Consider the following 24,437-nt stretch of genomic DNA (forward strand, 5'->3'; position numbering starts at 1 on the left):
TCTGATCAGCAGGGTACGGAAGTGGGGATTGAACCGTTTCAAGGCGTTCTAAGGGGATTGCTGATGCAGTTGTACGCACGGGACGTCGGTCAAGGCACTCCGCTCGTACTCCTGCACGCCTTCCCCCTCTCGTCGTCGATGTGGCTGCCGCAGCGCGAGACGCTCGCCGCGCGGTTCCGGGTGATCACGCCTGATCTGCGTGGCTTCGGCGGGTCGGTACTGGGCGACCAGGAGCCGTCGGTGGAGACGATGGCCGACGACGTGGCGGCGCTGCTGAAGTCCAGGAACATCCCCCGCGCGGTGATCGGCGGACTGTCCATGGGCGGGTACGTGGCGATGGCGCTGTGCCGCCGGCACCCCGACCGGGTGCGCGGGCTGGTCCTCGCCGACACCAAGGCCACCGCCGACACCGACGCCGCGCGGGCCAACCGGCTGCGCATCGCCGACCGGCTGACCGCGGAGAACAACGTCGCCGTGCTCGCCGAGGAGGTGCTGCCCGGTCTCGTCGGCCCGACGACGATGCGGCAGCGCGCCCTCGTCTACGGGCGGATCCGCGGTCTCGTCCAGGCGACCCCGCCCCGGGCGGCGGCCTGGGCGCAGCGGGCGATGGCCGCCCGCCCCGACAGCACCGAGACGCTGCGCGAGGTCCGGGCGCCCGCGCTGGTCATCGTCGGCGACGAGGACCGCGTCACCACCGAGGCCGACGCCCGGCACATGGCCGACACGCTGCCCAACGCCGAATTGCACGTCATCCCGAGATCGGGCCACCTCACCTCGATCGAGCAGCCCGACCTGTTCAACCAGTCGGTGTCCGACTTCGTCGGCGCGGTCGCCAAGTCGACCGCCTGACCTCCGTCAGCGGGTGCCTGTGTCAGCGGGTGCCTGTGTCAGCGGGCGTCTGTGTCAGCGGGCGTCCTGGCGCGGATGCACGACCTCGCGGATGATGAGCGAGATCGCGGCCGCCACCGGGATCGCCAGCAGGGCTCCGATGACGCCCATGAGGCTGCCGCCGATGAGCGCGGCGATGACGGTGACGACAGGCTGGACGTTGACCGAGCGCTCCATGATGCGCGGGTAGATGAAGTAGTTCTCCACCTGCTGGTAGAGCACGAAGAAGATGGCGCAGGCGATGCCTTCGGGCACTCCGGTGAGGAAGCCGACGAGGGTGACCGTCGCGCCGCCGATCGTCGCGCCGACCATCGGGATGAGCCCCGTCATCGCCACGATGAGCGCGAGCACCGCCGCGTAGGGCACGCCGACGATGCTGAGGAAGATGTAGGCCGAGACGCTGGCGATGAGCGAGATGAGCGCCGCGCCGGAGACGTAGCCGCCGATCTGGTCGAGGATCTCGTCGCCCAGCAGCGCGACGCGGGCGCGGCGGCTGCGCGGGGTGAAGCGGTAGAAGAAGTTCTTCATCTGCGGCAGCGCCGCCAGGAAGTACAGGGTGAGGATCAGCACCGTGAAGGTGTTGAAGATGGCCGACAGCGCGCCCTTGCCGACGCCCAGCGCCCAGTCGGCGACGCTCGCCTGGAAGTTGGACTCCAGCAGCTTCTGCTGGATCGTCTCCAGCAGGTTGTAGCGCGCGTCGAACTCGGCGATCCGCTTGTTCTCCTGGAGCTGGCCGATGTACTCCGGGACGTGCTCGGCGAACTTGCTGATCTCGGAGACGACCGGCGGGACGACGGCCCAGCCGATGCCGGTGAGGAACAGCGCGACCGCGAGGAACACCACGGCGACGGCCTTGCCGCGCGACAGCCCCAGCTGCACCAGCCGCTCGACCGCCGGGTTCAGCCCGACGGCGAGGAACAGGGAGATGGTCAGCAGGATGAGCACCTGCCTGACGTCCAGAACGGCCTGGACGAGCAGCCACGCGAAGATGCCGCCGAGGACCCCGGTGAAGCCGAAGGTGAAGGGGTGGAACCGGCTCAGCGGCGCGCCCGGCGTGCCGAAGGGCAGGCGTTCGGTGACGCCGGCCTCGCGATGGCGCTGGCCCATGTCGGTGAGGGGGTCGGCCCCGTGGACGGGTTCGGGGACGGTGCCGCGCGGCAGCGGCACGGGCGCGCTCGCCTCCGGCTCGTTTCCGGACTCCGGGGACTCCGGGGACTCCGGGGTTGCCGGGGGAGGCGCGGACTTCGCGGAACCGATGGTCTCCGCGGGCCCCCATGCGGAGGGGGCGGCCCGATCCGAGGCGTCCGCGGACGCCTCGGCCGCACCCGGCTCACGCCCCGCCGACGGGTCCGTGCTGGAGTCCCGCATGCCCTCTCCTCTCCCCGAAAGCCGACGAACGCCTACAGAGGTAGACGCAGGAAGGCCCGGGGTCGTTGCCGACCCCGGGCCACATTGTCCCTTACCGACCCCTAGGGGAGTGCGGTCACTCCTGCCACCAGTCGTCGTCGTCACCGGCGGACGCGGGCTTCTTGGCCGCGGCCTTGGCGGCCGGGGCGGCCTTCGGCTCCGGCGCGGACACCGCGGGCGCGGGCTCCGGCGCGGACACCGCCTCGGGTGCCGACATGACGGGAGCGACGCCGCCGATGAGCTGGCGCAGCTGGTTGAGGTGGCTGGTGATGGAGTCGCGCTGACGCGTGAGCTCGTCCACCTGGCGCTGGGCGGCGGTGCGGATCCGCTCGGCCTCGGCCTTGGTCTCGCCGAGCAGCTGCTCGGCCTGAGACTTGGCCTCGGCGATGACGTTGTCGGAGTTCTTGCGCGCGTTGGCCATGAGTTGCTTGGCGTGGCTGTCGGCCTCGCGGCGGGTCTGCTCGGCCTGCTGGGTGGCCTTGGCGGCGCGCTGCTCGGCGGAGGCGGCCCGCTGCTCGGCCTCGGCGACCAGCTTCTGGGTGGCGGCCTGGGCGGCGGCGTGGCGCTCGGCGTCCTGGCGGTCGGCCTCCTCGCGGCGGGCCGCGAGCTGGATCTCGAACTCGGCCTCGGCCTGGGCGCGCTGGGCCTCGGACTCTTCGAGGATGCGCTGCGCCTGCGCGCGCATCTCGTCGGCCTGACGCTTGGCGGTCGTGAGGATCTCGTCGCGCTCGCGCTTGGTGGAGGCGCGCAGCTGGGCGACCTCGCGCTCGGTGGTGGTGCGCAGCTTGGCGATCTCGCGCTCGGCGCTGGCGCGCTTCTCGGCGACCTCGTGGTCGGCGGTGGCGCGCAGCTTGGCGACCTCGCGCTCGGTGGTGGAGGTCAGCTCGTCGGCCTCGCGGCGGGCGCTCGTGCGCACCTCGTCGGCCTCGCGCTCGGCGGTGTTGCGCATGTCGTCGCCCTCGCGCTGGGCGGTGGCGCGCAGCTCGGAGGCGTCGTTCTCGGCGGTGGCGCGCAGTTCGGCGGCGTCGACCTTGGCCGCGGCCTTGATCTCGTTGGCCTCGGAACGCGCGGCGCCGACCAGCTCGGTCGCCTGCTCCTCGGCGAGGCGCAGGAGCTGCTCGATGCGGGCGCCGAGACCGGAGTAGGTCGGGCGCTCCTGCTCCTGGAGCTGCCGGTGCGCGTCGGAGAGCTCGCGCTGAAGCGCGCCCGCCTGCTCGCTGGACTTGCGCACCTCGTTGTCGAGCTGCTTGATGTGCTCGTCCACCTGGTGGCGGTCGTAGCCGCGGAGGACTACGTCGAACTCCTTGGCGGGGGTGTCTTCGAAGAAGTTGCTGAGCTGGGCGTCGATGTCGGACTGCATGGAGGCTCAATCCTGGTGTGACGAGTGCGGGCCGGGGTCATCTGTGTGACTTCACAACCGGTTGATGGCCTGACGGTGCGCAGAGCTTCTTCCGGCGAGAGCAGCGTACTCCCGCCGTTGCCTTGTTGGGGGCTCATCTGAACGCACTGCGTAGATTGTCGGATTTGTTACCTTTCCGACACGGGCGTTGGGAGCCCGAACCTCCACGGAGAGTGACGTGAAGAACTGGACAAGAAGGCCGAGACGTCCATGGAAACCCCGCTGCGTGACCGCGCGATTTCGATAACGTCACGAAACAGGCAACGCCGGACGGATGCCAATGATCTGTCGACTTCCCGGCCTTCCGTACGGGGCTTTTCGGCCCCGCCGTCACTCCGCCTTCTGCACCAGTTCGGTGAGTACGCCGTGGCAGTCCTTCGGGTGCAGGAACGTGATGCGCGAGTCCATCGAACCGCGGCGCGGCTGGTCGTAGAGGACCCGCACGCCCTTGCCCGCGATGCCGTCGGCCTCCTCCTGCACGTCCGTGCCGTCGGTGCCGAACGCGATGTGGTGGACGCCCTCGCCGTTCTTCTCCAGCCACTTGGCGACGGTCGAGTCGTCGCGGATCGGGGTGATGAGCTGGATGTAGGAGGCGGCGCCGTCACCCGTGGTGTTGATCTTGAGCATGCACTCCCGGACCCCCTGCTCCTCGTTCACCTCGAAATGGGCGTCGGTGAAGCCGTAGGTCTGCTTGTAGAACTCGACGGTGGCGTCGAGGTCGTGGCAGGCGATGCCGATGTGGTCGATACGGGAGAGCATGAGGCGGATCCTCCGGTAACTCGGGGCAGCGAAAACTCGGTTCGGGGCTGCTGGGTATCGTGGCAAACGAGTTGAGCCGCGGCTTGGGAGGCCCCCTAGTTATGACTGCTGTGATCGTTGCCGGAGCCCGGACGCCCATCGGGCGCCTCCAGGGCTCCCTGAAGGACTTTAGCGCCACCGACCTGGGCGGATTCGCGATCAAGGCGGCCCTGGAGCGTTCGGGTGTCGCGGCGGACGCCGTCCAGTACGTGATCATGGGGCAGGTGCTCCAGGCCGGGGTGGGCCAGATCCCGTCGCGGCAGGCCGCCGTCAAGGCGGGCATCCCGATGACCGTCCCGTCGATCACCATCAACAAGGTGTGCCTGTCCGGCCTCGACGCGATCGCGCTGGCCGACCAGCTCATCCGGGCCGGCGAGTTCGACATCGTCGTCGCGGGCGGCATGGAGTCGATGACCAACGCCCCGCACCTGCTGCCGAAGTCCCGCGCGGGCTACAAGTACGGCTCCATCGAGGTCCTCGACCACCTGGCCTTCGACGGGCTCACCGACGTGTTCGACCACATCCCGATGGGCGAGTCGACCGAGCGCGTCAACCAGCGGCTCGGGCTGTCCCGCGAGGCGCAGGACGAGTTCTCCGCCCGCTCCCACCAGCGCGCGGCCGCCGCGATCAAGAACGGCCTGCTGGCCGAGGAGATCGTCCCGGTGGAGATCCCCTCCCGCAAGGGCGACCCGGTCGTCTTCGCCGACGACGAGGGCGTGCGCCCCGACACGACCGCCGAGTCCCTCGGCAGGCTGCGCCCGGCCTTCGCCAAAGACGGCACGATCACCGCGGGCTCGTCCTCGCAGATCTCCGACGGGGCCTGCGCGGTCGTCGTCATGTCCAAGGCCAAGGCCGAGGAGCTGGGGCTGACCTGGCTCGCGGAGATCGTCGCGCACGGCAACGTCGCGGGCCCGGACAACTCCCTGCACTCCCAGCCGTCCCGCGCGATCGAGCACGCCCTCGGCAAGGCCGGCGCCGCGGCCGCCGACCTCGACCTCGTGGAGATCAACGAGGCGTTCGCGGCCGTCGGCCTCCAGTCGATGGAGGACCTCGGCATCTCCGCCGACATCGTCAACGTCAACGGCGGCGGCATCGCGCTCGGCCACCCGATCGGCATGTCCGGCGCCCGGATCGTGCTGACCCTCGCGCACGAGCTCAAGCGGCGCGGCGGCGGGCTCGGCGCGGCAGGCCTGTGCGGCGGCGGCGGCCAGGGCGACGCGCTGCTGATCAGGGTCTGACCGGCGGCTCGAAGCCACGAGAACGACATGAGGGAGGGGCGCGGCCTTGCGGGCCGCGCCCCTTCTGTCGTCGGGTGCCGTAAGGCGGGGGCTAACCCTGGGGGCCGTTGATGGTGACCTTCTCGAAACCGAGGGCCTTCATCAGGTTCTCGAGCATCTGCTTGGTGTTGTCGTCGGCGCGCTGCTTCAGCCCTGAGGCTTCGGCGGCCTCCTCGATCTTGGTCTCGGCGAGCTTGTAGACCTGCTGCTGGTCGCCGGGGTTGCTGGAGAAGAAGTCGCCGATGCGGTCGAACAGGCCCCGCTCGGTGGCGAACACGTAGGACTTGTCGTTGTCGAGCGCGGCGGGCTCCAGCGCGGCGGCCGGGAGCGTGATCGTGACCTCGGTGCGGTCGGGGTTGACCTTCACCTGGTCGATCTTGGAGAAGTCGACGTAGGCGTCCACACTGCCGACGCCGACGAAGAGGGTCCGCTGCCCGCGGACCGCGTCGGGCAGGAACTTCGCGTCCTTCTCCAGGTCGACCACGACCTGGAACTGGCCGGTCGCCGCCTCGTACCGCGACAGGTCCTTGATCGACTTGAGCACGGCGGGGCCGGAGCGGTCCTTGGTGGTCAGGCCGAACGGGTCGGTCCAGCTCGGCAGCAGGCTGAGACCCTGCAGGACCGCGTAGAGAACGGCGAGCACCACGACGACGGCACCCGCCTTGAGGATCCGGCCGGACGTCCGCGGGCGGCGGGACTCCCTGTCCGCTCTATCGGCCCGCTCTGATTTCGTGGGGTTCATAGGGGGAATGTCCCCGCCCCCGGGGCCGCTCATTCAGGGGTCGGATGACCATCTCGTGATCATGGCTCTACCTTGGGAGACGTGATCCGTGTCTTTCGTTACGTCTCCCTGGCCGAGGCGACCTCGTTCCTGCTCCTGCTGCTCGTGGCGATGCCGCTGAAGTACTTCGCGGACCTGCCCGTCGCGGTCTCGATCGTCGGCGCCGCGCACGGCGCCCTGTTCATCGCCTATGTGGGCCTCGTCGCGCTGTGCTTCCGGCCGCTGCGCTGGGGCCTCGGCAAGGCGTTCCTCGCCCTGGTCGCCGCGGTCCTGCCCGTCGCGCCGCTGTTCGTCGAGAAGCGGTGGATCAGGGAGCCCGTCGCGGGGATCGCCAAGGCCTGAGCCTCCGCGCCCGTCGGCACGGCCGAAGGGAAGCGCCGCCGAACGGAAGTACCGCCGAACGGAAGTGTCACCTCAAGGGAAGACGAGCGGCCGCCCCGAGGGGCGCCTCACATGAAGTGGGCGCGGCCGAGCTCGCATCCCCGGAAGAACCGGTAGTTCCGGGCGAACCACTCGCGGCGCTGGCTCTCCGACCAGTGCGCGAAGGGCGTGATGGGGCGGACCGGCATCGGCTCGTCCAGCAGCCAGGTGACCACCTGGGCCTGGTATCCCGCGGCCGGGCCCGCGCCGCAGCCGCCGGCGAGCGCCGCGCCGAGCTCGCGCACCACGCGGCGCTCGTAGCCGGGCGAGAGGTCGGCGAGGTGGAAGCCGACGAGCCCCTTGCCGATCCGCACCGGATCACCGCCCGGGATCTGCTCCATCCGCCTGATCGCGCCCGGCGTGCTCGCCAGGCGGGTCGCCAGGGGCGCGATCGCGGCGCTGAGGGTCGGCAGGGCCTCGCGCAGCGCCGGGTGGACGCACACGCTCACCGGCCACTCCCGGCAGACGTACCGGGGCACGGCAGGCTCGGCGACGATCCCGCCCGCCGCCTCCAGCCACGCGGTGCAGCCGAGCACGGCGCCGAGCGCCAGCCCGACCGGGCCGAGCAGCCGGGACCGCCGGGTCAGCCACGCGGTGTAGGCGAGCACCAGGGCGAGGGCCAGTCCCGCGGCCCAGCCCGCCTGCGCGGCCGGGACCCCGGCCAGGAGGTCCTCGAACGGGTCGACGGGGCCGAGCCGGGCGGGCGGTAGGAGCGCCCACGCCGGACCCGGCCGGAACGCGCACCACGCCCAGGCCGCCGCCGCCACCGCGGGCACCGCGGCCGCGCGCGGCCAGATCCGCCCGACCAGGTAGCCGCCCGCGACGAGCAGGGCGGTGGCGCCCGTGCCCGCGGCGAGCCCCGCGGCCTGCGCCGCGCCGAAGCCCCCGTCACCGAGCAGCCGGCCCGCCACCAGCGCCCAGCCGCACAGGTGCGCGGCGAGCGCGACGACCAGCAGCAGCGCCAGGTCGTGCAGGGGCGCGGCGGCGGGGGAGCGGGCCGCGAGGGAGCGCAGATAGTCGAGCCGCCTGCCGCGCACCCCCGTCCACGCGGCGAGCGCGGCGGCCGCGGGCCCCGCCCACCGCACCGACGCCTCGGCCGCGCGGACCGTCGAGTCCCAGTCGTGCAGGCCGATCGGCAGCGACCGCCAGCCCGCGACCGCGCCGATCCCGGCGAGCGCGGGCAGCGCGACGAGCAGCGACCAGCGCCGCGCGTCCACCCGCATCACCCTGGCCACGCGTGCGATCCGTGCGGGCCGTACCGCCCGAGCGAGGTCACTCACGCCGCGTCAGCCGATGGGCAGCGGGGTCTGGCCGCGGACGGCGCCGGGAAGCGGCCTGCGCCCGCCCTGCACGGCCGCCCTCGCCGACCCTCCGGGCCCCGAGGGGGCGGCGGAGAGGGAGGGGGCGGGGACCGGGGCGCGGTCCGCGGGGGTGAGGCGGCAGTGGTGCAGCACCAGGACGCTGTCGCACCAGGGGCTGAGCGGGCCGGTCTCGGCCGCGGTGACGACCACGGTCGGCGCGGCGGCCGCGATCAGGGGGCCGAGTTCGGCGGCCGCGGAGTCCGAGAGCCCCGCGAAAGGCTGGTCGAGGAAGGCGATGTCGGGTTCGTGCACGCACGCCGCGGCGAGCCCGGCGCGCACGCGCAGATCGGCGGGCAGCGAGCTGAGCGGCCAGCCCGCCACGTCCCGCAGGTCGAGGCCGTCGAGGACCTTGGCGACGGACGTCGCGGGCCGCCGCTGGTAGTAGGCCGCGTAGGCGACGAAATCGCCGACGGTGGAGCTGGCGGCCCAGGGGGAGTCGGCGGGCAGGAACCCGACGCGGGAGCGGAGCAGCCGCAGGCCGCCCCGGGTGCCCGAGTCGTGGCCCAGCACCTCCAGACGGCCGGTGTGCGGCCGGCGCAGTGTCGCGAGCGTGGCGAGCAGGTCCGACGTGCCGGAGCCGGCAGGGCCGGCGATCCCGACCGCGCCTTCCGGCAGGCCGAAGGAGACAGGCCGTAGCACCCACCGTCCCCCACGGCGGACGCCCAGTCCCTTCGCCACGATCGCGGATGTCTCCACGATCACTTTCTGTTTCCCCCTGAGTCGTCGGCGACGCGTTCGGGCGGGCGGCATTCCGGCGTCATCCCCCAGGCGGCCGGGCCTTTTGCCGTCGCAACACGCATCGACAGCGGAACTATAACGGTCCTTTGGTATCGCTGTCAGCAGCCTTTTGGTCACTCGCCGCAATGTCCGCTGTGTGACCGGGCCGCGTCGGCGCGTTCGGGATCGTGCCCGCATGAGGCAGGATGGACCCATGCAGAAGCGTGATTTCTCCCTGCACGGCGCCGTCGACCTGGGTGCCCGCGCGGCGGCGGCCAAGAGGCAGCAGGAGCGCGCCGAGCGGCCGGCCGGGCCGGGCGGCCAGTACCTGATCGAGGCGACCGACGAGACCTTCGGGTCCGAGGTCGTCGAGCGCTCGATGCGCATTCCGGTCATGGTCGCGTTCGTGGTCGACAAGGAACCCTCGTGCGACGCGCTCATGGGCGACCTCGAGAAGCTGGTCGGCGAGGGCGGCGGCGCGTGGCTGCTCGCCCGGGTCGACATCGAGGTCAACCAGCAGCTCCAGGGCTACCTCCAGCAGATGCGGGTGCAGCGCCTGCCGTTCGTCGGCGTGGTGGTGCAGGGCCAGATGATGCCCTTCCTCAACAGCGTCCCGCCGGAGCCCGAGCTGCGCGCCGCCGTCGGCGAGCTGTTCGCCGCGCTCAAGGAGCAGGGCCTCATGGGCGACGCCCCGGTCGGCGAGGAGGAGCCCGTCGAGGCGGCCCCGCCCGTCGACCCGGCGCACGCCGCCGCCGAGGACGCCCTGGCCAGGGGTGACTTCGAGACGGCCGCCACGGCGTTCCGCGACGTCCTCGCCGCGAACCCCCGCGACGAGACGGCCAAGCGCCGCCTCGCCCTCACCGAGCTGACGATCCGGGTCCAGGGCTACGACGAGGAGCGTGCGGCGTCCGACCCCCTGGCGGCCGCGGACGTCCAGCTCCTCCAAGGCGACGCCGAGGGCGCCTTCGCCAGGCTCGTCGGGGTGGTGCGCACGACCGCGGGCGACGACCGCGACGCGGCGCGGGTGCACCTGCTGGGCCTGTTCGAGTGCCTGCCGGCCGATGATCCGCGCGTAGCAAAGGCACGGCGGGCTCTGCAAGCCGCGTTGTTCTGAAACTTTCGCAATTTTTTGCGACCGCTTACATCTGGTCGCCTTGACGGCGTATTCTCAGAAGGGCCCTGACGTGTCAGAAGGCGTGTCAGGGCTCGTTCTTTTCTCTGGCATGAGGAGTTTCACGTGGGCGCCGCGCCGAGCGTGTCTTATTCGATCACGGTCAGGTTGGAGGTCCCGGCGGGCGGCCGAGCCGTCAGCGGGATCACCCACCACGTCGAACACGCGGGCGGCGTCGTCACCGCGCTCGACGTCAACACCGCGGCCACCGACATGCTGGGCATCGACGTGACCATCGCCACCCGGGACACCGCGCACGCCGAGGCGATCGTCGGGGTCATCGAGGGCATCGAAGGCGTGAAGGTGCACAAGGTCTCCGACCGGACCTTCCTCATGCACCTCGGCGGCAAGATCGAGATGAAGTCCAAGGTCCCGCTGCGCAACCGCGAGGAACTCTCGATGGCCTACACGCCCGGCGTGGCGCGGGTCTCGATGGCGATCGCGCGCAACAAGGAGGACGCCCGCCGCCTGACGATCAAGCGCAACAGCGTCGCGGTCGTCACCGACGGCTCGGCGGTGCTGGGCCTCGGCAACATCGGCCCCGAGGCCGCGATGCCGGTCATGGAGGGCAAGGCCGCGCTGTTCAAACGCTTCGCCGGGATCGACGCCTGGCCGATCTGCCTGGACACCCAGGACCCCGACGAGATCGTCAGGATCGTCCAGTGCATCGCGCCGGGCTTCGGCGGCATCAACCTCGAGGACATCTCCGCGCCCCGCTGCTTCGAGATCGAGGCGAGGCTGCGCGAGCTGCTGGACATCCCGGTGTTCCACGACGACCAGCACGGCACCGCGATCTGCGTGCTGGCGGCCCTCACCAACGCGCTGCGCGTCGTCCGCAAGGACCTCTCCCAGGTGCGGATCGCTATGGCGGGCGCGGGCGCGGCGGGCACCGCGATCCTCAAGCTGCTGCTGCACGCGGGCGCCCGCGACGTCATCGTCAGCGACATGCACGGCGCCGTCCACGCGGGCCGCGACGGCCTCGACGAGTCGCTGGCCTGGATCGCCGCGAACACCAACGCCGCGGGCTACGACGGCGACCTCAAGGGCGCGGTGAAGAACGCCGACGTCTTCATCGGCGTGTCGGCCCCCGGCATCCTCACCGGGGACGACATCGCGGGCATGGCCTCCGACGCGATCGTGTTCGCGCTGGCCAACCCCGAGCCCGAGGTCAGCCCGGACGAGGCCCGCGAGCACGCCGCCGTCGTCGCGACCGGCCGCAGCGACTACCCGAACCAGATCAACAACGTGCTGGCCTTCCCCGGGGTGTTCCGCGGGCTGCTGGACGCCGGCGCCAGGGTCGTCAACCAGGACATGCTGGTGGCCGCGGCGCGCGCCCTGGCCGGCGTGGTCACCGACGCCGAGCTCGGCCCGAACTACATCGTCCCGAGCGTGTTCCACCCTGACGTGACCACGGCCGTCGCCGCGGCGGTGCGGGACGCCGCGGGCGGCGCGATCGAGCCCTCCGAAGAGGTCTGAGCCCTCAGCGCAGCGCGCTCGATCCGCCGCGGTAGGCCGTCCAGCTCCGGCGCAGCCGGTCGGTCTGGCCTCGGGTGAACTCCGTCATGCAGGCGTCGTAGCTGTAGTCCATGTAGTTGTGCACGGGGTCGAGGCCCGCCGAGGTGCAGGTGTCCTTGCCGACCGGGCACCCGTCGGACGCCGTCGCCTGGTCGGGGGTGTCGGCGACGCCGTCGCCGGGGGCGGTGCAGCCGTTCTCGAACGTGTGGAACAGGCCGAGCCAGTGGCCCACCTCGTGGACCGCGGTGAAGCCGAGGTCGTAGTTGGCGTAGGTGCCGCGCGGCATGCTGCGGTGGTCGATGACGACGCCGTCGAGCTGGGGCTTGTTCTTGGCGCTCTGCGGGAAGGTCGCGTAGCCGAGGACGGCCTGGCCGACGTCGGCGCTGTACAGGTTGAGCGTGCCCGCGTCTCCCTTGTGGAGCTGGGGCTTGTAGGCGCCCTCGTGCCCTATCGGGTCGCGGAACCAGGCGGCGTTCACCGTCGTGTCGGTCGAGGAGAGGCGGAACCGGAAGCCTGTGTCGACGCCGCCGCGCACGCCGCTGTAGGCGTCGTTGAGCACCCGGATCTGGGAGTTGATCGTGGCCGCGGTGGGCCGTCCGGTGACGGTGCCGTCGGGCGCGAGGACGTGGAACGCGACGGGCACGGTGACGCGCACGGCGGCGGGCCGGTTGGGCCGCCGGAACGGGGCGCGGTAGGCGAGGTCGGCGAGCATCTCGCGGACCTGCTCGGGGGTCGGGTCGAGGGAGTCGCGGGCGCGCAGCGCGGTGTCCAGCGCGGGCCGTGCGATCGTCGCGGCCTCAGGCGGTGCGGGCATCGGCTGGAAGGGCGCGGCCGGGGCCGCCGCCGGGGGCTCCGTGCCGCGGGCAGGCTGGAAGCAGTCGTCGGCGGACAGGGGCGGGCCCTGCACCGGGTCGCCGCCCGGATCGGCCCACGCCGCACCTCCGGTCAGTGCGAGTGCCGTCACCGTGACCGTCGCCGCCAGGCGTCGCCGCATCCGTCCCCCGAACCGTGTGCCGATTGACGGTCCAGCGTACCGGTCGGGGGACGTTGCGTGTTGAGATGATTACTCTTCGTTTCCGCCGCCGCCGGGGGCCATGCCCTCGTAGATCTCCTTGCACTCGGGGCAGACCGGGAACTTCTTCGGATCGCGGTTCGGCACCCAGACCTTGCCGCACAGCGCGATGACCGGGGTGCCGGTCAAGGCGCTCTCGGTGATCTTGGCCTTCTTGACGTAGTGCGCGAAGCGCTCATGGTCACCGTCACCGTGGGACAGGTCCGGGCGGACGTCGGCATCCGGCTTGATCATGGTGCCGGTGCCGCCCTGGCCCGGAGTGAAAGTCGGCTCGCTCATGCTTTTCAGTTTAGGGCGGGTCGGCGCGGTCAGTTCATGGTCGGATCGTCGGGGTAGGTCGCGAGGAACGCCAGCTCCCCGCCCTGCCGGCGCAGGACGTGCCGCCAGAGCCGTTCGGGCTCGGCCGAGAAGACGTCCGCGGTCTGCCCCGCGACCACCAGCCACGCGTCCTCGGCGATCTCCGCGGCGAGCTGGTCGCGGCCCCAGCCGGCGTATCCCGCGAAGACCCGGAACTGCGCGGCGCTGCCCGCCAGCAGCGCGGGAGGGGTGTCGAGGTCGACCAGGCCGACCCGGGCCAGCGCGGGGATGCCGTCCAGCGGACGCCAGCCGAGCGGCTCCGCGGTGCCGGGCACGTGGGCGAGGGCCAGGGCGCTGTCGATCGCGACCGGCCCGCCCTGGAACACCACGTCCGCGCCGCCGTCGCCGGTGAGGGCGGCCCACGGAGGCAGGATGCGGCCCACCTCCACCTCGGTCGGCCGGTTGAGGACGACGCCGACGGTCCCCTCCTCGAGCCCGTGGTCGACCACCAGGACCACGCTGCGGCGGAAGTTCGGGTCCTCCAGCATCGGGGTCGCCACCAGCAGCCGGCCGGGCCGGATGTCGTCATCCATGGCCTCCATCCTCTCTCGTCCCACAAGTCCGGGACACGCCGGTCCAGCAGTGGGCACGCCAAGCAGCCCCCTTCCGAGGGGCGTAACCCGCACAATGGGGGGTAAAGAAACGATCAATTGCTGCCTACGGGAGGCGCTGGATGCAGCCGGTCAGGGCGATCATTGCGGCGATCTTCATCGTGATCGGGGCGCTGATCATGATCCCCGCGCTGACGACCGACAACGACACCTCCAACGCCTCGGGTTCGCCGAGCCCGTCGGAGTCGGCGGCGCCGGCGCCACCGTCGGACGGCCCGTCGGCGTCGCCGACGAAGACGCCGACGAAGAAGCCCGAGGACACGCCGACCAAGTCGCCGTCGAAGACGCCGACGAACACGGTGACGCCGACCAAGACGCCGACGTCCACGAAGCCGCCGACGCCCACGAAGCCGCCGACCGCGGCCCCGACGAAGCCGCCGGCGACCTCCGCCGCGCCCGTGCCGACCAAGCCTCCCGCCACCTCCGCGGCCCCGACCAAGCCTCCCGCGCAGCCCCCCGCCGCCGCGGGCGGACTCGTCGTGGTGTTCGGCGACATCGACTGCCCGGCCAAGGACGTCAAGGTGCGGGTGACCAACGAGGGGGCCGGGAGCGAGGGCTACTCGATCACGAGGAACGGCGGGCTCGTCCTCGCCGACCGGCTCGGCGAGGCCGCGTCGCGGACCAGCGAGATCGACCTCGCCGAGGACAAGAACGTCGTCGTCCGGGTCACCCAGGACGGCAAGACGGTCAAGAGCCACACCTACAAGCTGAACTGCGTGAAGGGCGCGGTGAAGTCGTCGGAGAAGCCCGAGCGGCTCCCCGAGACGGGCTCGGGTTCCGGCACCCTCATCGCACGCCTGGCGACGGGCGCCGCGTCGATCGTCACCGGCGCGATCATCCTGTGGTGGGGTGGCCTGTGGCCGCGCCGCCGGGAAGGCATGTTCGGGCCCGCCGATCGCGGGTAGGCGACCCGGTGTGATCATTCGGTCACGTTCCGGGGGAGGTCGCGGTGTTCGGGGAACTGCTGCTGCTCGCCGTGGCCGGGGACGGTCCCGGCGTCGGCCCGCTCCAGGTGGCCTTCGGCGAGGTGCGCTGCCCCGACCGGGTGGTCGACGTCCAGGTCGTCAACCCGGGCGGCACCGACGCGTTCTACGAGCTGCGGGTCGGCGACCAGATCCTGCGCACCGAGTTCATCGCCGCGGGGACCCGGCTGGACAGCAAGGTCTTCCTCACCGGCGACGGGATTCCGCTGCGCGTCTCGGTGCGGGACGGCCAGGGCACCGAGGTCGGTTCCGCGGTCCGCACCGCGTCCTGCGGGAGCTCGGCCGTCGAGCCGGGGTACGAGGAGGCCGGGCAGGCCCCTGAGACGCCCGCAGAGACCGGCACGGCCCCCGGCGGGACGACGCCCCGGGAACCGTCCGCCGAGGGCGCTGCTCCCGAGGAGGGGGCGCCGAAGGGCCAAGCTCCAGAAGAGCAGGCACCGGACGGGCGGGCACCGGAGAAGCAGGGATCAGAAGGGCGGCCGGAGGGCGCCGCTCCCGGCAAGGCCGAGGGCGAAGGCGGCGGCAAGGGCAAGACCAAGGCGCGGGCGGAGGAACTGCCCTATACCGGCCAGGACACCGCCGCGCTGGGCCGGACGGGCGCCGCGATCCTTCTCACCGGAGGCATCCTCTTCTGGTACGGAAGGCTGTGGCCCCGCACGTCCGCGAGGCCCTGCGCACCGGGGGCTCCGCGCCGTCGCGGAGCCTGAACCTCGGGGCGGCGTGAGATCCCGCACGCCGCAAGTCGGCCCGCAGTGTCGGTGGGGGTCGGTAGCCTCTCTGGATCGTGAGTACCTTTGCCGCCTCGAACATGCCCCCCGCCTACCCCGAGCGGGCCGCGTGGGGGACCGCGGGGTCGCTGCGCGCCTGGCAGCAGCAGGCGCTGGAGCTCTACTTCCGCGACGGCCCCCGCGACTTCCTCGCCGTGGCGACCCCCGGCGCGGGCAAGACGACCTTCGCGCTGCGCCTGGCCCGCGAGCTGCTCGACCGCAGAGCCATCGCGGGCATCACCGTGGTCTGCCCGACCGAGCACCTGAAGCGCCAGTGGGCCGAGTCCGCCGCCCGCGTCGGCATCAAGATCGACCCGGAGTTCACCAACGCTCAGGGCAAGGTCGGCAAGGACTTCCACGGCATCGCCGTCACCTACGCGACGGTCGCGGCCCGGCCCGCGCTGCACCGCAACCGCACCGAGATGCGCAAGACGCTGATCATCATGGACGAGGTCCACCACGCGGGCGACGGCCTGTCGTGGGGCGACGCGGTCCGCGAGGCGTTCGAGCCCGCGGCGCGCCGGCTGGCCCTGTCGGGCACCCCGTTCCGCACCGACATCAACCCGATCCCGTTCGTGGAGTACGAGGAGGGCCCCGACGGCATCCGCCGCAGCCGCGCCGACTACACCTACGGCTACGGCCCTGCCCTGGCGGACGGCGTCGTCCGTCCGGTGATGTTCATGGCGTACGCGGGCGAGATGCGCTGGCGGACCCGCGCGGGCGACGAGATCGCCGCGAGCCTCGGCCAGCCGATGACCCAGGACCAGGTGTCCCAGGCGTGGCGGGCCGCGCTCGACCCGAAGGGCGACTGGATCCGGCAGGTCCTGGACGCCGCCGACAAGCGGCTCACCGAGATCCGCAAGGTCATGCCGGACGCGGGCGCGATGGTCATCGCCTCCGACCACGAGGCGGCCCGCGCCTACGCCAAGATGATCCGGGGGATCACCGGGCAGGGCGCGACGATCGTCCTGTCCGACGACCCGAACGCCTCCAAGAAGATCAAGCAGTTCGCCGATTCCGAGGACCGCTGGCTGTGCGCGGTCCGGATGGTGTCCGAGGGCGTCGACATCCCGCGGCTGGCCGTCGGCGTCTACGCGACCTCCACCGCGACCCCGCTGTTCTTCGCGCAGGCGGTAGGCCGCTTCGTGCGCGCCCGCAAGCGCGGCGAGACCGCCTCGGTGTTCCTGCCGAGCGTGCCGACCCTGATGGGGCACGCCGCCGAGATGGAGACCGAGCGCGACCACGTCCTGGACCGCAAGCAGCGCGAGCAGGACGGCCTGGACGACGAGGCGCTCGCCGAGGCCAACCGCAAGAACGACGGCGCCGACCTCTCCGAGGAGATCCCGTTCGAGACGATGGAGGCCAGCGCCACCTTCGACCGGGTGCTTTTCGACGGCGGCGAGTTCGGCGTCGGCGGCGCGGTCGGCTCGGAGGAGGAGCAGGACTTCCTGGGCATCCCGGGCCTGCTGGAGCCCGAGCAGGTCACCGCCCTGCTGCGCCAGCGCCAGGCCGACCAGCTCGCCGCCCAGCGCCGGCGCGGCGGCGAGGAGACCGCGCCGAAGGAGACGACGGCCGCCGAGGACCTCCACGCCCTGCGCACCGAGCTGAACGGCCTCGTCGGCGCCTGGAGCCACCGCACGGGCAAGCCGCACGGCGTCGTGCACACCGAGCTGCGCCAGGCCTGCGGCGGCCCCGCCATCCCGCAGGCCAGCGGGGCCGAGGTCAAGCGCCGCATCGACAAGATCCGCGAGTGGGCGGCCTCACGCCGTCCGTGAGGTCCGCCGCGCGGCGAGCCCGAAGGCGAGCGCGGTGAAGGCGAGCAGGACGGCGAGGCCCGCCCAGGGCGGCAGAGGCAGGTAGCCCGTCTGCGGCGCGTACAGGCGGGTCACCTGCGGGTAGGCGGGCACGCTCTGGAGCACGGCCATGCCCGCGGCCGGGGTGGCCCGCAGCAGCCAGGAGGCGGGCCCGTCCGGCAGGACGCCCGTGAGGGCGAGCGCGTAGGGCAGCGGCAGCAGCAGCGCCGCCGCGGCGGCTCCGCGCCACCGGCCGCCCAGCAGGACCGCCAGGCATCCGGCGAGCACGGCCGCGCCCGCCCAGACCACCGCGAGTCCCAGGACGATCCGCGCCTCGGTCAGCGCCGGCAGCCCCGCCAGGCGCGTGCCCACGGCCCCGGCGAGCCCCTTCCCGGCCAGGACGGCGCTCCCCCCACCCACGAGCCCGGCCCCGAACCCGACCGCGCCGAGCGCGGCGACCCGCCCCGCGAAGGAGGACGGGTTCGCGGGGGTGTCGCGGTGCGTGCGGGGGTCGGGGGAAGCGGCTCGGCGGGGGCGGGCGGTGAAGGCGGCGGACGCGGTGATCAGGAGGAGGAGGGCGGGGAGGGCGCCGGTGAGGAGGGATTCGGGGCGGCGGGCGGCGAGGTCGGTGCCTGGGGCCAGGTCGCCGGTGCCGGAGACCTTCAGCGAGCCGCCGGGGTCCTGGACGACGCCGCGGGGGTTGTGGAAGCGGTCCCAGTCGGTGCGGTGGCCGTCGTCGCCGACGAGGGTGGTGGTCCACGGACCGGAGGTGCTCCCGGAGACCGAGTCGAAGAGGCCGACGGCCTGGGTGAAGCGGCTCTGGGTCGTGGACGGGCCGAGGGGGCGGTCGACGATCGTCAGGTCGCCGGGGGAGGCGGCGAACAGGCCGATCGGGACGTCCTCGGGAAGGCCGGGGACGCGGGCGGAGCCGACGCTGAGCCAGGACGTGCCGTCGGGGGACTCCTCGGCGGTGATGAGGTCGTCCGCGCGAGTGAGGCGCAGCCAGCGCGCTTGCGAGGAAGGGGCGGCGCTGCCCGCCTCGTCGCCGGTGAAGTCGTGCTGGAAGCGGACGCCGTGGGAGCCGGTCAGCATCACCGCCGCGTACGGCGCGCCCGGTTCGAGCGACGCCTTCACCAGGAGGCCCGCCTTGGCCCACGGGACGAGCCCGGGGACGATCGCGTCGTGGCGGGGCGGCGGGTAAGTGATCGTGCCGGTGAAGGAGGCGAGGCGGGCCGTGAGGGAGCCGTCGCCGTGCAGGGTCCGGTGGGCGAACGTGAAGGAGTCGGTGACGGAGCGGCCGTCGAGACCGCGCGGCGCCTCCGGGCAGGCGACCTCGACCTGGCCTTCGGAGCAGACGGAGCGGTCGGTCCAGGCCAGGAAGGGCCCGGTCAAGGCGGTGAGTGCAAGCGCGCACACGAGCACGACGACGTAGCGGCGGGTTCGGAACAGCTCCGAGAAGGCGGCGCGGAAGGCGCGGGTGAAGGACGGGATGAATGCCATGGACGGCTTTCTACGGACTCGCGGGTGACACCGGCCGAACGCCGGACGTCATGCCCGTGTTAGGTCGGACCGGGCATCCTGGGGTGATCCGACCCGTCAACCCGGCGATCAAGTCCCACCAGCCGGGCCCACCGGCAAGAAGGGGTGGCCGATGCGCGCCCTGTCCTCCCGCCCTATCCGGCGCCGCTTCACGCTTCAGTACGGGCTGCTCTTCTTCGCCTCCGGGGCGGTGCTCCTCGCCGTCGTCTACGCGGTGGTGCTGGGCACGTCGCCGCGCGCTGAGAGCGTGCCGGCCTTCGGCCCCGGCGCGCCGCCCGCCGAGCAGGCCGCCGCGCTGCGCGAGCGGCTGGCGGAGGTCGGCGCGGGCCAGGACCGGGGGCTGCTGCTCGGGTCGGCCGTCGCGCTGGCGCTGCTCGCCCTGGCCTCGGTCGCGCTCGGCAGGGTCGCGGCGGGCCGTGCGCTGGCGCCGCTGCGCGCGATCACCGCGGCGACCCGGCGGGTGTCGGCCGACACCCTGCACGAGCGCCTCGCCGTCGCCGGGCCGCGCGACGAGGTCAAGGAACTCGCCGACACCATCGACGGCCTGCTGGGCAGGTTGGAGGAGGCGTTCGCGGCGCAGCGCAGGTTCGTCGCCGACGCCTCGCACGAGCTGCGCACCCCGCTCACCACGATGCGCGCGGCCGTCGACGTGGCCTCGGCCAAGCCCCAGGCGGCCGAGCAGACCCTGGCGCTCGCCGGCCGCGTCCGCGGCGAACTGGACCGCACCGACGCGCTCCTGGACGGCCTGCTCGTCCTGGCCCGCGCCCAGCACCGCGCGCTGGAGGGCACCTCCCGGGTCGACCTCGCGGCCGAGGCGGCCCGCGCCGTCGCCGCGGCCCCGTTCGGCGGCCGGGAGGTCACCGTGTCGCTCGCCCCGGCCCCGGTCCGCGGCGACGCCGCGCTGCTGGCCAGGCTCGTCGACAACCTCGTGCACAACGCGGCGGTCCACACCCCGCCCGGCGGGGCGATCCGGGTGACGACCGCCGAAGGCCCCCGGCTCGTCGTGGAGACCGACGGCCCCGTACTCGACCCCGCGGAGATCGCCGACCTCGCCAAGCCGTTCCGCCGCCTCGGCCCGGCCCGCACGGGCGGCGCCGAAGGCTCCGGGCTGGGCCTGGCGATCGTGGCCGCCGTCGCCGCGGCCCACGGCGGCGCGCTGGAGCTGGCGGGCCGCCCCGGAGGCGGCCTGCGCGCGGTCGTGACCCTGCCGACGGCGACCCTGCCGGGGGAGGTCCGGTGAGGGTCCTGGTGGTCGAGGACGCCCGGACCCTCGCCGACGTCGTCGCCGAGGGCCTGCGCGACCAGGGCATGGCCGTCGACGTCGCCTACGACGGCCTGGACGGGGCCGAGAAGATCGCCGTGCACCGCTACGACGTCGTCGTGCTGGACCGCGACCTGCCCGGCCTGCACGGCGACGTCCTGTGCCGCACGGCGGCCGCCGCGCCGGACCCGCCGATGGTCCTCATGCTGACGGCCGCGGCGGAGCCCGGCGACCGGGTGCGCGGCCTGGCGCTCGGCGCGGACGACTACCTCGCCAAGCCGTTCCACTTCCCCGAGCTCGTCCTGCGCGTGCGGGCGCTGGCCCGCCGCCGCCCGCAGGCCAGACCGCGGGTGCTGCGCGCGGCCGGAATCGAACTCGACCCGCTGACCCGGACCGTCCTGCGCGACGGCGCGCCGGTGGAGCTGTCGGTGAAGGAGTTCGCCGTCCTCACGGCGCTGCTGGCCGCCGCGCCCGGCTTCCTCAGCGCCGAGGACCTCCTGGAACGCGTCTGGGACGAGCACGCCGACCCGCTCACCAACACCGTCGCGGTCACCGTGGGGCGGCTGCGCCGCAGGCTCGGCGCACCGCCCGTCATCACCACGACCCCCGGCGTGGGCTACCGGATCGGCGGTCCCTAGCGGACGATCGGCTCACCGGTGAGGGTGACGCCCTCGGTGCGCAGGATCTCCAGGGCGCGCTCGGTGGTGTCGGCGGCGACGCCCGCGGTGAGGCCGAGCAGGACCGTGGTGTCCAGGCCCGCGCGGGCGGCGTCCTCGGCCGTCGCCCGGACGCAGTGGTCGGTGGCGATCCCCACGACGTCCACCGCGGTGACGCCGTGGCCCGACAGCCAGTCGCCGAGGGACGTGCCGTCGTCCGCCAGGCCCTCGAACCCGCTGTAGGCGGCGGACTCGCGGCCCTTGGAGAACACCGCCTCGACCCCGCCGAGCGCCAGCGCCGGGTGGAAGTCGGCCCCCGCCGTGCCGATGACGCAGTGCGCCGGCCAGGTCGAGGCGTAGTCGGGGTGCTCGGAGAAGTGGTCGCCGGGGTCGAGGTGGAAGTCGCGGGTCGCGACGACGTGGGCGTACTCGCCGGCGCGGGCCGCGACGTGCTCGGAGATCGCGGCGGCGACCTCGGCGCCGCCGTTCACCGCGAGCGAGCCGCCCTCGCAGAAGTCGTTCTGGACGTCGACGATGATCAGTGCACGGGACATGGGATGGATTCTCCCCCGACGTGGCCTAGGCGAACAGGGTCGGCAGGGCGGGGTCGCCCTTCGACAGGTGCAGAGCGTGGGCGGGCAGCTCGGAGAGGGCGCGACGGTGCCTTTCGCGCCCCTCGGTGAGCGGTTCGCGGCCGACGATCTCGCCGGACCGCACCAGCGGCACCTGGAGCGGCCGGTCGTCCGGGGTGAGCCCGGCCTCGGTGACGGTGACGAGCTCGGCGGTGGCCGTCCCGTCGGCGAAGCGGCGGTGGGCGTGCTTGCGGCCGCCCCGGCTCGGCTTGCCCGGCGAGTCCTTGGCGACGGGCTTCAGCTCCCCGGAGGAGTCCTCGCGGGCGACGAGCTTGTAGACCATCGACGCGGTGGGCGCGCCGGAACCCGTCACCAGGGAGGTGCCGACGCCGTACCCGTCGCAGGGCGCGGCGGCCAGGGCCGCGATGGCGTACTCGTCGAGGTCGCCGGTGACGACGATCCGGGTGCCGTGCGCGCCGAGCGCGTCGAGCTGGGCCCTGACCTCTTCGGCGACGACGCGGAGGTCGCCGGAGTCGATCCGGACCGCGCCGAGGTCCGGTGCCAGCCCGACGGCGAGCCGCACCGCCTCGGGGACGTCGAAGGTGTCCACGAGAAGGGTGGTGCCCGCTCCGGCTGCCGACAGCTGCGAGGCGAAGGCGGCCCGCTCGTCGTCGTGCACGAGGGTGAAGGCGTGCGCGGCGGTCCCGGCGGTGGGCACCCCGTAGGTGCGCCCTGCCTCAAGGTTGGACGTCGTGGCGAAGCCGCACAGGTAGGCGGCTCGGGCGGCGGCGACGGCTGACGCCTCGTGGGTGCGCCGCGACCCCATCTCGATGAGCGGCCGGTCGCCCGCGGCCTGCGCCATCCGGGACGCGGCCGCGGCGATCGCGCAGTCGTGGTTGTAGACCGACAGGGCGAGGGTCTCCAGCAGGACCGCTTCCCCGAAGGGGCCCTCGACGCGCAGAATCGGCGATTCGGGGAAGTAGCAGTCGCCTTCGGCGTAGCCCCACACGTCTCCGGAGAAGCGGAAGTCGGCGAGCCAGGCGGCGGTGTCGTCGTCGACGACGCCGGTGGAGGTGAGGAACTCCAGGTCCTCGGGCGCGAAGGCGAAGTGCTCCAGGGCGTCGAGGAACCTGCCCGTCCCGGCCACGACGCCGTAGCGCCGGCCGCGCGGCAGCCGCCGCGCGAACACCTCGAACACCGACCGCCGCGCCGCCGTGCCGTCGCGCAGAGCGGCCTGGAGCATGGTGAGTTCATAATGATCGGTGAGCAGCGCCGTGCCCACGCCAGGTCCGACGTTCACACCGGCAGCGTAACGGGCAGGGTCCCGGGGGCCGTGCGCCCGGTAGGTTCGTAGGAAGGGGGAGGGAGTACCGATGAGCACCGCGCCCGCCGAAATGCAGAAATCCGACGCGGACGAGGACGTCCGTCCGGATCTGCCCTGGTTGACCATTGTGTGGAATGATCCGGTCAATCTGATGTCGTATGTCACCTATGTCTTCCAGACGGTCTTCGGGTACGCCCGGGAGAAGTCGGAGAAGCTCATGATGGACGTGCACCACAAGGGCCGGGCCGTCGTGGACTCCGGCACCCGCGAGGAGATGGAGCGGAACGTCGAGGTGCTGCACTCCTACGGCCTGTGGGCCACCGTGAAGCGGGACGACTAGTGGGCGGATTCCGGCGGCTGCCCGACGGCGGCGTCTCCCTGCGCATGGAGCAGGTCGAGGGCCAGGTGATCGAGAACCTCCTCGGCCAGCTCTCCCAGCTCTACGAAGCACTGCCCAAGGGCGATCCCGGCCTCGCCGAGCTCGGCATCTCCGAGAGCACCGAGGCCCCCGAGGACCCCGTCCTGGCCCGCTTCTTCCCCGACGGCTACCGCGACGACGACAAGGCGTCCGGCGAGTTCCGGCGCTACACCGAGGCCTCCCTGCGCGAAGGCAAGGAACGCGACGCCGCCGCGGTCCTCAAGTGCCTCGCCCAGGGCCCGGACATGCGCCTGGACGACGAGCAGGCCCAGTCGTGGCTGCGCGCCCTGAACGACCTCCGGCTGGCCCTCGGCACCCGGCTGGAGATCACCGAGGACGACCGGGACCGCTTCGAGGCCCTAGACGAGGACGACCCCGCCTACGCCATGTTCGTCACCTACGACTGGCTGACCAGCCTCCAGGACAACCTCGTGCAGTGCCTGTTCCAGGACTGAACCGGCCCGCCGCCCGCGCCCGGGCCCATCCGCCCGGGCCCTGGGGGCCGGGCGACGGATGGGTAATATGCGGCTCATGCTGACCGTTACCCGCGACATCGTCGACAAGATCGTGGCGCACGCCCGCGCCGACCACCCCGACGAGGCCTGCGGCGTGGTGGCGGGGCCCCTCGGCTCCGACCGCCCCGAGCGGTTCGTGCCCATGGAGAACGCCGAGCGGTCGCCGACCTTCTACCGGTTCGACTCCATGGAGCAGCTCAAGGTGTGGCGGGAGATGGACGACCGGGACGAGGAGCCCGTCGTGATCTACCACTCGCACACCGCGACCGAGGCCTACCCGTCCCGTACGGACATCTCCTACGCGTCGGAGCCGAACGCCCACTACGTTCTGGTCTCCACCCGGGAAGAAGATGACGCCGAATTTCGTTCCTACCGGATCGTGGACGGCGTCGTCACCGAGGAAGAGGTCCAGATCGTCGATGTTTACGAGCTTGGGTAAACTCGTCGTCATGGTCCAGAGCTTCCTGTTCGCCCACTCGCGTGCCGAGGTCGTGTACGACTGTCGGTGAGTGTTCGTCCCGACTTCTAGTGCTTCGACTTCTGTGAATGGAGATCACCGAGATGGCGATCGAGGTCCGGATCCCCACGATCCTGCGGAACCTCACCGACGGCGCCAAGGCCGTCGAGGGCAAGGGCTCCACGCTGGACGAGCTCTTCTCCGACCTGGACGCGGCGCACCCCGGTCTGCGCGCCCGCCTGGTCGACGAGAAGGGCCTGCGCCGGTTCGTGAACGTCTACCTGAACGACGAGGACGTGCGCTTCCTCGGCGGACTGACGACCGAGGTCTCCGACGGCGACACGGTCACCGTGCTCCCCGCCGTCGCCGGCGGCTGAG

The 24,437-nt window shown here is 72.6% G+C and carries 27 protein-coding genes; 14 read left to right on the plus strand and 13 right to left on the minus strand.

The genetic code is table 11. The features are described 5' to 3' along the window. Positions 1-63 precede the first annotated feature (63 nt). On the plus strand, positions 64-849 hold the full coding sequence (locus ACYVOM_RS28245; protein ID WP_460306554.1) for an alpha/beta fold hydrolase: 786 nt from the start codon (positions 64-66) through the stop codon (positions 847-849). A gap of 54 nt (positions 850-903) precedes the next feature. Here ACYVOM_RS28245 and ACYVOM_RS28250 read toward each other — a convergent pair whose 3' ends face one another. From ACYVOM_RS28250 to mce, 3 genes are all read right to left on the minus strand, one after another. After that, positions 904-2,256 carry an AI-2E family transporter gene (locus tag ACYVOM_RS28250; RefSeq protein ID WP_460306555.1) on the minus strand — a complete coding sequence of 451 codons (1,353 nt, stop codon included), beginning with the start codon at positions 2,254-2,256 and terminating at the stop codon, positions 904-906. A gap of 115 nt (positions 2,257-2,371) precedes the next feature. Next, positions 2,372-3,655, minus strand: a complete 1,284-nt coding sequence (locus ACYVOM_RS28255) for a DivIVA domain-containing protein (RefSeq protein WP_460306556.1) — start codon at positions 3,653-3,655, stop codon at positions 2,372-2,374. Between the two features lie 369 nt (positions 3,656-4,024). Continuing rightward, positions 4,025-4,453, minus strand: coding sequence for a methylmalonyl-CoA epimerase (gene mce / locus ACYVOM_RS28260; RefSeq protein ID WP_460306557.1), 429 nt, complete (start codon positions 4,451-4,453; stop codon positions 4,025-4,027). Between the two features lie 101 nt (positions 4,454-4,554). On the opposite strand from mce, the gene ACYVOM_RS28265 reads away from it, so the two are divergent. Continuing rightward, entirely contained in the window at positions 4,555-5,730 is a 1,176-nt protein-coding gene (locus tag ACYVOM_RS28265; RefSeq protein WP_460306558.1) for an acetyl-CoA C-acetyltransferase, read from the plus strand. A 91-nt stretch (positions 5,731-5,821) separates the two neighbouring features. Here the strand turns inward: ACYVOM_RS28265 and ACYVOM_RS28270 are convergent, their stop codons facing one another. Continuing rightward, positions 5,822-6,511 carry a DUF4230 domain-containing protein gene (locus ACYVOM_RS28270; protein ID WP_460306559.1) on the minus strand — a complete coding sequence of 230 codons (690 nt, stop codon included), beginning with the start codon at positions 6,509-6,511 and terminating at the stop codon, positions 5,822-5,824. Positions 6,512-6,592: 81 nt separating this feature from the next. Here ACYVOM_RS28270 and ACYVOM_RS28275 point away from each other — a divergent pair, with 81 nt between their 5' ends. Further along, the gene (locus ACYVOM_RS28275) at positions 6,593-6,892 is read left to right on the plus strand and encodes a DUF3817 domain-containing protein (RefSeq protein WP_460306560.1); all 300 of its coding nucleotides are present in this window, start codon (positions 6,593-6,595) and stop codon (positions 6,890-6,892) included. Between the two features lie 107 nt (positions 6,893-6,999). Here the strand turns inward: ACYVOM_RS28275 and ACYVOM_RS28280 are convergent, their stop codons facing one another. Together ACYVOM_RS28280 and ACYVOM_RS28285 are read right to left on the minus strand one after the other, a co-directional pair. Continuing rightward, positions 7,000-8,205, minus strand: coding sequence for a hypothetical protein (locus tag ACYVOM_RS28280; RefSeq protein WP_460306561.1), 1,206 nt, complete (start codon positions 8,203-8,205; stop codon positions 7,000-7,002). 51 nt (positions 8,206-8,256) lie between these two features. Next, complete coding sequence (locus ACYVOM_RS28285; protein WP_460306562.1) at positions 8,257-8,970, minus strand: ATP-binding cassette domain-containing protein; 714 nt, start codon at positions 8,968-8,970, stop codon at positions 8,257-8,259. A gap of 292 nt (positions 8,971-9,262) precedes the next feature. On the opposite strand from ACYVOM_RS28285, the gene ACYVOM_RS28290 reads away from it, so the two are divergent. Next, a complete protein-coding gene (locus ACYVOM_RS28290; protein WP_460306563.1) occupies positions 9,263-10,162 on the plus strand; it encodes a co-chaperone YbbN in 900 nt (299 codons plus the stop codon). Between the two features lie 123 nt (positions 10,163-10,285). Further along, the gene (locus ACYVOM_RS28295; protein ID WP_460306564.1) at positions 10,286-11,695 is read left to right on the plus strand and encodes a malic enzyme-like NAD(P)-binding protein; all 1,410 of its coding nucleotides are present in this window, start codon (positions 10,286-10,288) and stop codon (positions 11,693-11,695) included. 4 nt (positions 11,696-11,699) lie between these two features. Here the strand turns inward: ACYVOM_RS28295 and ACYVOM_RS28300 are convergent, their stop codons facing one another. From ACYVOM_RS28300 to ACYVOM_RS28315, 4 genes are all read right to left on the minus strand, one after another. After that, positions 11,700-12,728: a zinc metalloprotease gene (locus tag ACYVOM_RS28300; RefSeq protein WP_460306565.1), complete on the minus strand. Its 1,029-nt coding sequence runs from the start codon at positions 12,726-12,728 to the stop codon at positions 11,700-11,702. A 69-nt stretch (positions 12,729-12,797) separates the two neighbouring features. Further along, complete coding sequence (locus ACYVOM_RS28305; RefSeq protein WP_460306614.1) at positions 12,798-13,040, minus strand: DUF3039 domain-containing protein; 243 nt, start codon at positions 13,038-13,040, stop codon at positions 12,798-12,800. A gap of 74 nt (positions 13,041-13,114) precedes the next feature. Then, positions 13,115-13,696 (minus strand): YqgE/AlgH family protein, encoded by a 582-nt coding sequence (locus ACYVOM_RS28310; RefSeq protein WP_460306566.1) that lies wholly within the window; start codon positions 13,694-13,696, stop codon positions 13,115-13,117. 124 nt (positions 13,697-13,820) lie between these two features. Next, positions 13,821-14,183, minus strand: a complete 363-nt coding sequence (locus ACYVOM_RS28315) for a hypothetical protein (RefSeq protein ID WP_460306567.1) — start codon at positions 14,181-14,183, stop codon at positions 13,821-13,823. Here ACYVOM_RS28315 and ACYVOM_RS28320 point away from each other — a divergent pair. The 3 genes from ACYVOM_RS28320 to ACYVOM_RS28330 all read left to right on the plus strand — a co-directional run bounded on the left by ACYVOM_RS28320 (position 14,173) and on the right by ACYVOM_RS28330 (position 17,299). Then, the gene (locus ACYVOM_RS28320) at positions 14,173-14,679 is read left to right on the plus strand and encodes a hypothetical protein (protein WP_460306568.1); all 507 of its coding nucleotides are present in this window, start codon (positions 14,173-14,175) and stop codon (positions 14,677-14,679) included. The genes ACYVOM_RS28315 and ACYVOM_RS28320 overlap by 11 nt on opposite strands. Before the next feature lie 44 nt (positions 14,680-14,723). Further along, on the plus strand, positions 14,724-15,464 hold the full coding sequence (locus ACYVOM_RS28325) for a hypothetical protein (protein WP_460306569.1): 741 nt from the start codon (positions 14,724-14,726) through the stop codon (positions 15,462-15,464). A 101-nt stretch (positions 15,465-15,565) separates the two neighbouring features. Continuing rightward, the gene (locus tag ACYVOM_RS28330; RefSeq protein ID WP_460306615.1) at positions 15,566-17,299 is read left to right on the plus strand and encodes a DEAD/DEAH box helicase; all 1,734 of its coding nucleotides are present in this window, start codon (positions 15,566-15,568) and stop codon (positions 17,297-17,299) included. Here the strand turns inward: ACYVOM_RS28330 and ACYVOM_RS28335 are convergent. Beyond that, on the minus strand, positions 17,285-18,817 hold the full coding sequence (locus ACYVOM_RS28335) for a hypothetical protein (RefSeq protein WP_460306570.1): 1,533 nt from the start codon (positions 18,815-18,817) through the stop codon (positions 17,285-17,287). The genes ACYVOM_RS28330 and ACYVOM_RS28335 overlap by 15 nt on opposite strands. Positions 18,818-18,968: 151 nt before the next feature. On the opposite strand from ACYVOM_RS28335, the gene ACYVOM_RS28340 reads away from it, so the two are divergent. Both ACYVOM_RS28340 and ACYVOM_RS28345 read left to right on the plus strand, forming a co-directional pair. Continuing rightward, positions 18,969-20,096, plus strand: a complete 1,128-nt coding sequence (locus ACYVOM_RS28340; RefSeq protein ID WP_460306571.1) for a sensor histidine kinase — start codon at positions 18,969-18,971, stop codon at positions 20,094-20,096. Next, positions 20,093-20,755: a response regulator transcription factor gene (locus ACYVOM_RS28345; protein WP_460306572.1), complete on the plus strand. Its 663-nt coding sequence runs from the start codon at positions 20,093-20,095 to the stop codon at positions 20,753-20,755. The genes ACYVOM_RS28340 and ACYVOM_RS28345 overlap by 4 nt, the downstream gene beginning before the upstream one ends. Here the strand turns inward: ACYVOM_RS28345 and ACYVOM_RS28350 are convergent. Then, a complete protein-coding gene (locus ACYVOM_RS28350) occupies positions 20,752-21,327 on the minus strand; it encodes an isochorismatase family protein (RefSeq protein ID WP_460306573.1) in 576 nt (191 codons plus the stop codon). The genes ACYVOM_RS28345 and ACYVOM_RS28350 overlap by 4 nt on opposite strands. A gap of 25 nt (positions 21,328-21,352) precedes the next feature. Next, positions 21,353-22,645 (minus strand): nicotinate phosphoribosyltransferase, encoded by a 1,293-nt coding sequence (locus ACYVOM_RS28355; protein WP_460306574.1) that lies wholly within the window; start codon positions 22,643-22,645, stop codon positions 21,353-21,355. A 73-nt stretch (positions 22,646-22,718) separates the two neighbouring features. On the opposite strand from ACYVOM_RS28355, the gene clpS reads away from it, so the two are divergent. The 4 genes from clpS (at position 22,719) to ACYVOM_RS28375 (ending at position 24,436) form a co-directional block, all read left to right on the plus strand. Then, positions 22,719-23,009: an ATP-dependent Clp protease adapter ClpS gene (gene clpS, locus ACYVOM_RS28360; protein WP_460306575.1), complete on the plus strand. Its 291-nt coding sequence runs from the start codon at positions 22,719-22,721 to the stop codon at positions 23,007-23,009. Further along, positions 23,009-23,542 (plus strand): DUF2017 domain-containing protein, encoded by a 534-nt coding sequence (locus tag ACYVOM_RS28365; RefSeq protein ID WP_460306576.1) that lies wholly within the window; start codon positions 23,009-23,011, stop codon positions 23,540-23,542. The genes clpS and ACYVOM_RS28365 overlap by 1 nt, the downstream gene beginning before the upstream one ends. A gap of 76 nt (positions 23,543-23,618) precedes the next feature. After that, the gene (locus ACYVOM_RS28370) at positions 23,619-24,041 is read left to right on the plus strand and encodes a M67 family metallopeptidase (RefSeq protein ID WP_460306577.1); all 423 of its coding nucleotides are present in this window, start codon (positions 23,619-23,621) and stop codon (positions 24,039-24,041) included. Positions 24,042-24,163: 122 nt separating this feature from the next. Then, positions 24,164-24,436: a MoaD/ThiS family protein gene (locus ACYVOM_RS28375; RefSeq protein WP_460306616.1), complete on the plus strand. Its 273-nt coding sequence runs from the start codon at positions 24,164-24,166 to the stop codon at positions 24,434-24,436. Position 24,437: the final 1 nt, after the last annotated feature.

Source organism: Actinocorallia aurea, assembly GCF_054783995.1.

Bases quoted from the DNA above. Each gene is read 5' to 3' on its own strand.
- ACYVOM_RS28245 (WP_460306554.1), top strand. From the start codon at position 64: ATGCAGTTGTACGCACGGGACGTCGGTCAAGGCACTCCGCTCGTACTC.
- ACYVOM_RS28250 (WP_460306555.1), bottom strand. From the start codon at position 2,256: ATGCGGGACTCCAGCACGGACCCGTCGGCGGGGCGTGAGCCGGGTGCG.
- ACYVOM_RS28255 (WP_460306556.1), bottom strand. From the start codon at position 3,655: ATGCAGTCCGACATCGACGCCCAGCTCAGCAACTTCTTCGAAGACACC.
- mce (WP_460306557.1), bottom strand. From the start codon at position 4,453: ATGCTCTCCCGTATCGACCACATCGGCATCGCCTGCCACGACCTCGAC.
- ACYVOM_RS28265 (WP_460306558.1), top strand. From the start codon at position 4,555: ATGACTGCTGTGATCGTTGCCGGAGCCCGGACGCCCATCGGGCGCCTC.
- ACYVOM_RS28270 (WP_460306559.1), bottom strand. From the start codon at position 6,511: ATGAACCCCACGAAATCAGAGCGGGCCGATAGAGCGGACAGGGAGTCC.
- ACYVOM_RS28290 (WP_460306563.1), top strand. From the start codon at position 9,263: ATGCAGAAGCGTGATTTCTCCCTGCACGGCGCCGTCGACCTGGGTGCC.
- ACYVOM_RS28300 (WP_460306565.1), bottom strand. From the start codon at position 12,728: ATGCGGCGACGCCTGGCGGCGACGGTCACGGTGACGGCACTCGCACTG.
- ACYVOM_RS28305 (WP_460306614.1), bottom strand. From the start codon at position 13,040: ATGATCAAGCCGGATGCCGACGTCCGCCCGGACCTGTCCCACGGTGAC.
- ACYVOM_RS28310 (WP_460306566.1), bottom strand. From the start codon at position 13,696: ATGGATGACGACATCCGGCCCGGCCGGCTGCTGGTGGCGACCCCGATG.
- ACYVOM_RS28330 (WP_460306615.1), top strand. From the start codon at position 15,566: ATGCCCCCCGCCTACCCCGAGCGGGCCGCGTGGGGGACCGCGGGGTCG.
- ACYVOM_RS28335 (WP_460306570.1), bottom strand. From the start codon at position 18,817: ATGGCATTCATCCCGTCCTTCACCCGCGCCTTCCGCGCCGCCTTCTCG.
- ACYVOM_RS28340 (WP_460306571.1), top strand. From the start codon at position 18,969: ATGCGCGCCCTGTCCTCCCGCCCTATCCGGCGCCGCTTCACGCTTCAG.
- ACYVOM_RS28350 (WP_460306573.1), bottom strand. From the start codon at position 21,327: ATGTCCCGTGCACTGATCATCGTCGACGTCCAGAACGACTTCTGCGAG.
- clpS (WP_460306575.1), top strand. From the start codon at position 22,719: ATGAGCACCGCGCCCGCCGAAATGCAGAAATCCGACGCGGACGAGGAC.
- ACYVOM_RS28370 (WP_460306577.1), top strand. From the start codon at position 23,619: ATGCTGACCGTTACCCGCGACATCGTCGACAAGATCGTGGCGCACGCC.
- ACYVOM_RS28375 (WP_460306616.1), top strand. From the start codon at position 24,164: ATGGCGATCGAGGTCCGGATCCCCACGATCCTGCGGAACCTCACCGAC.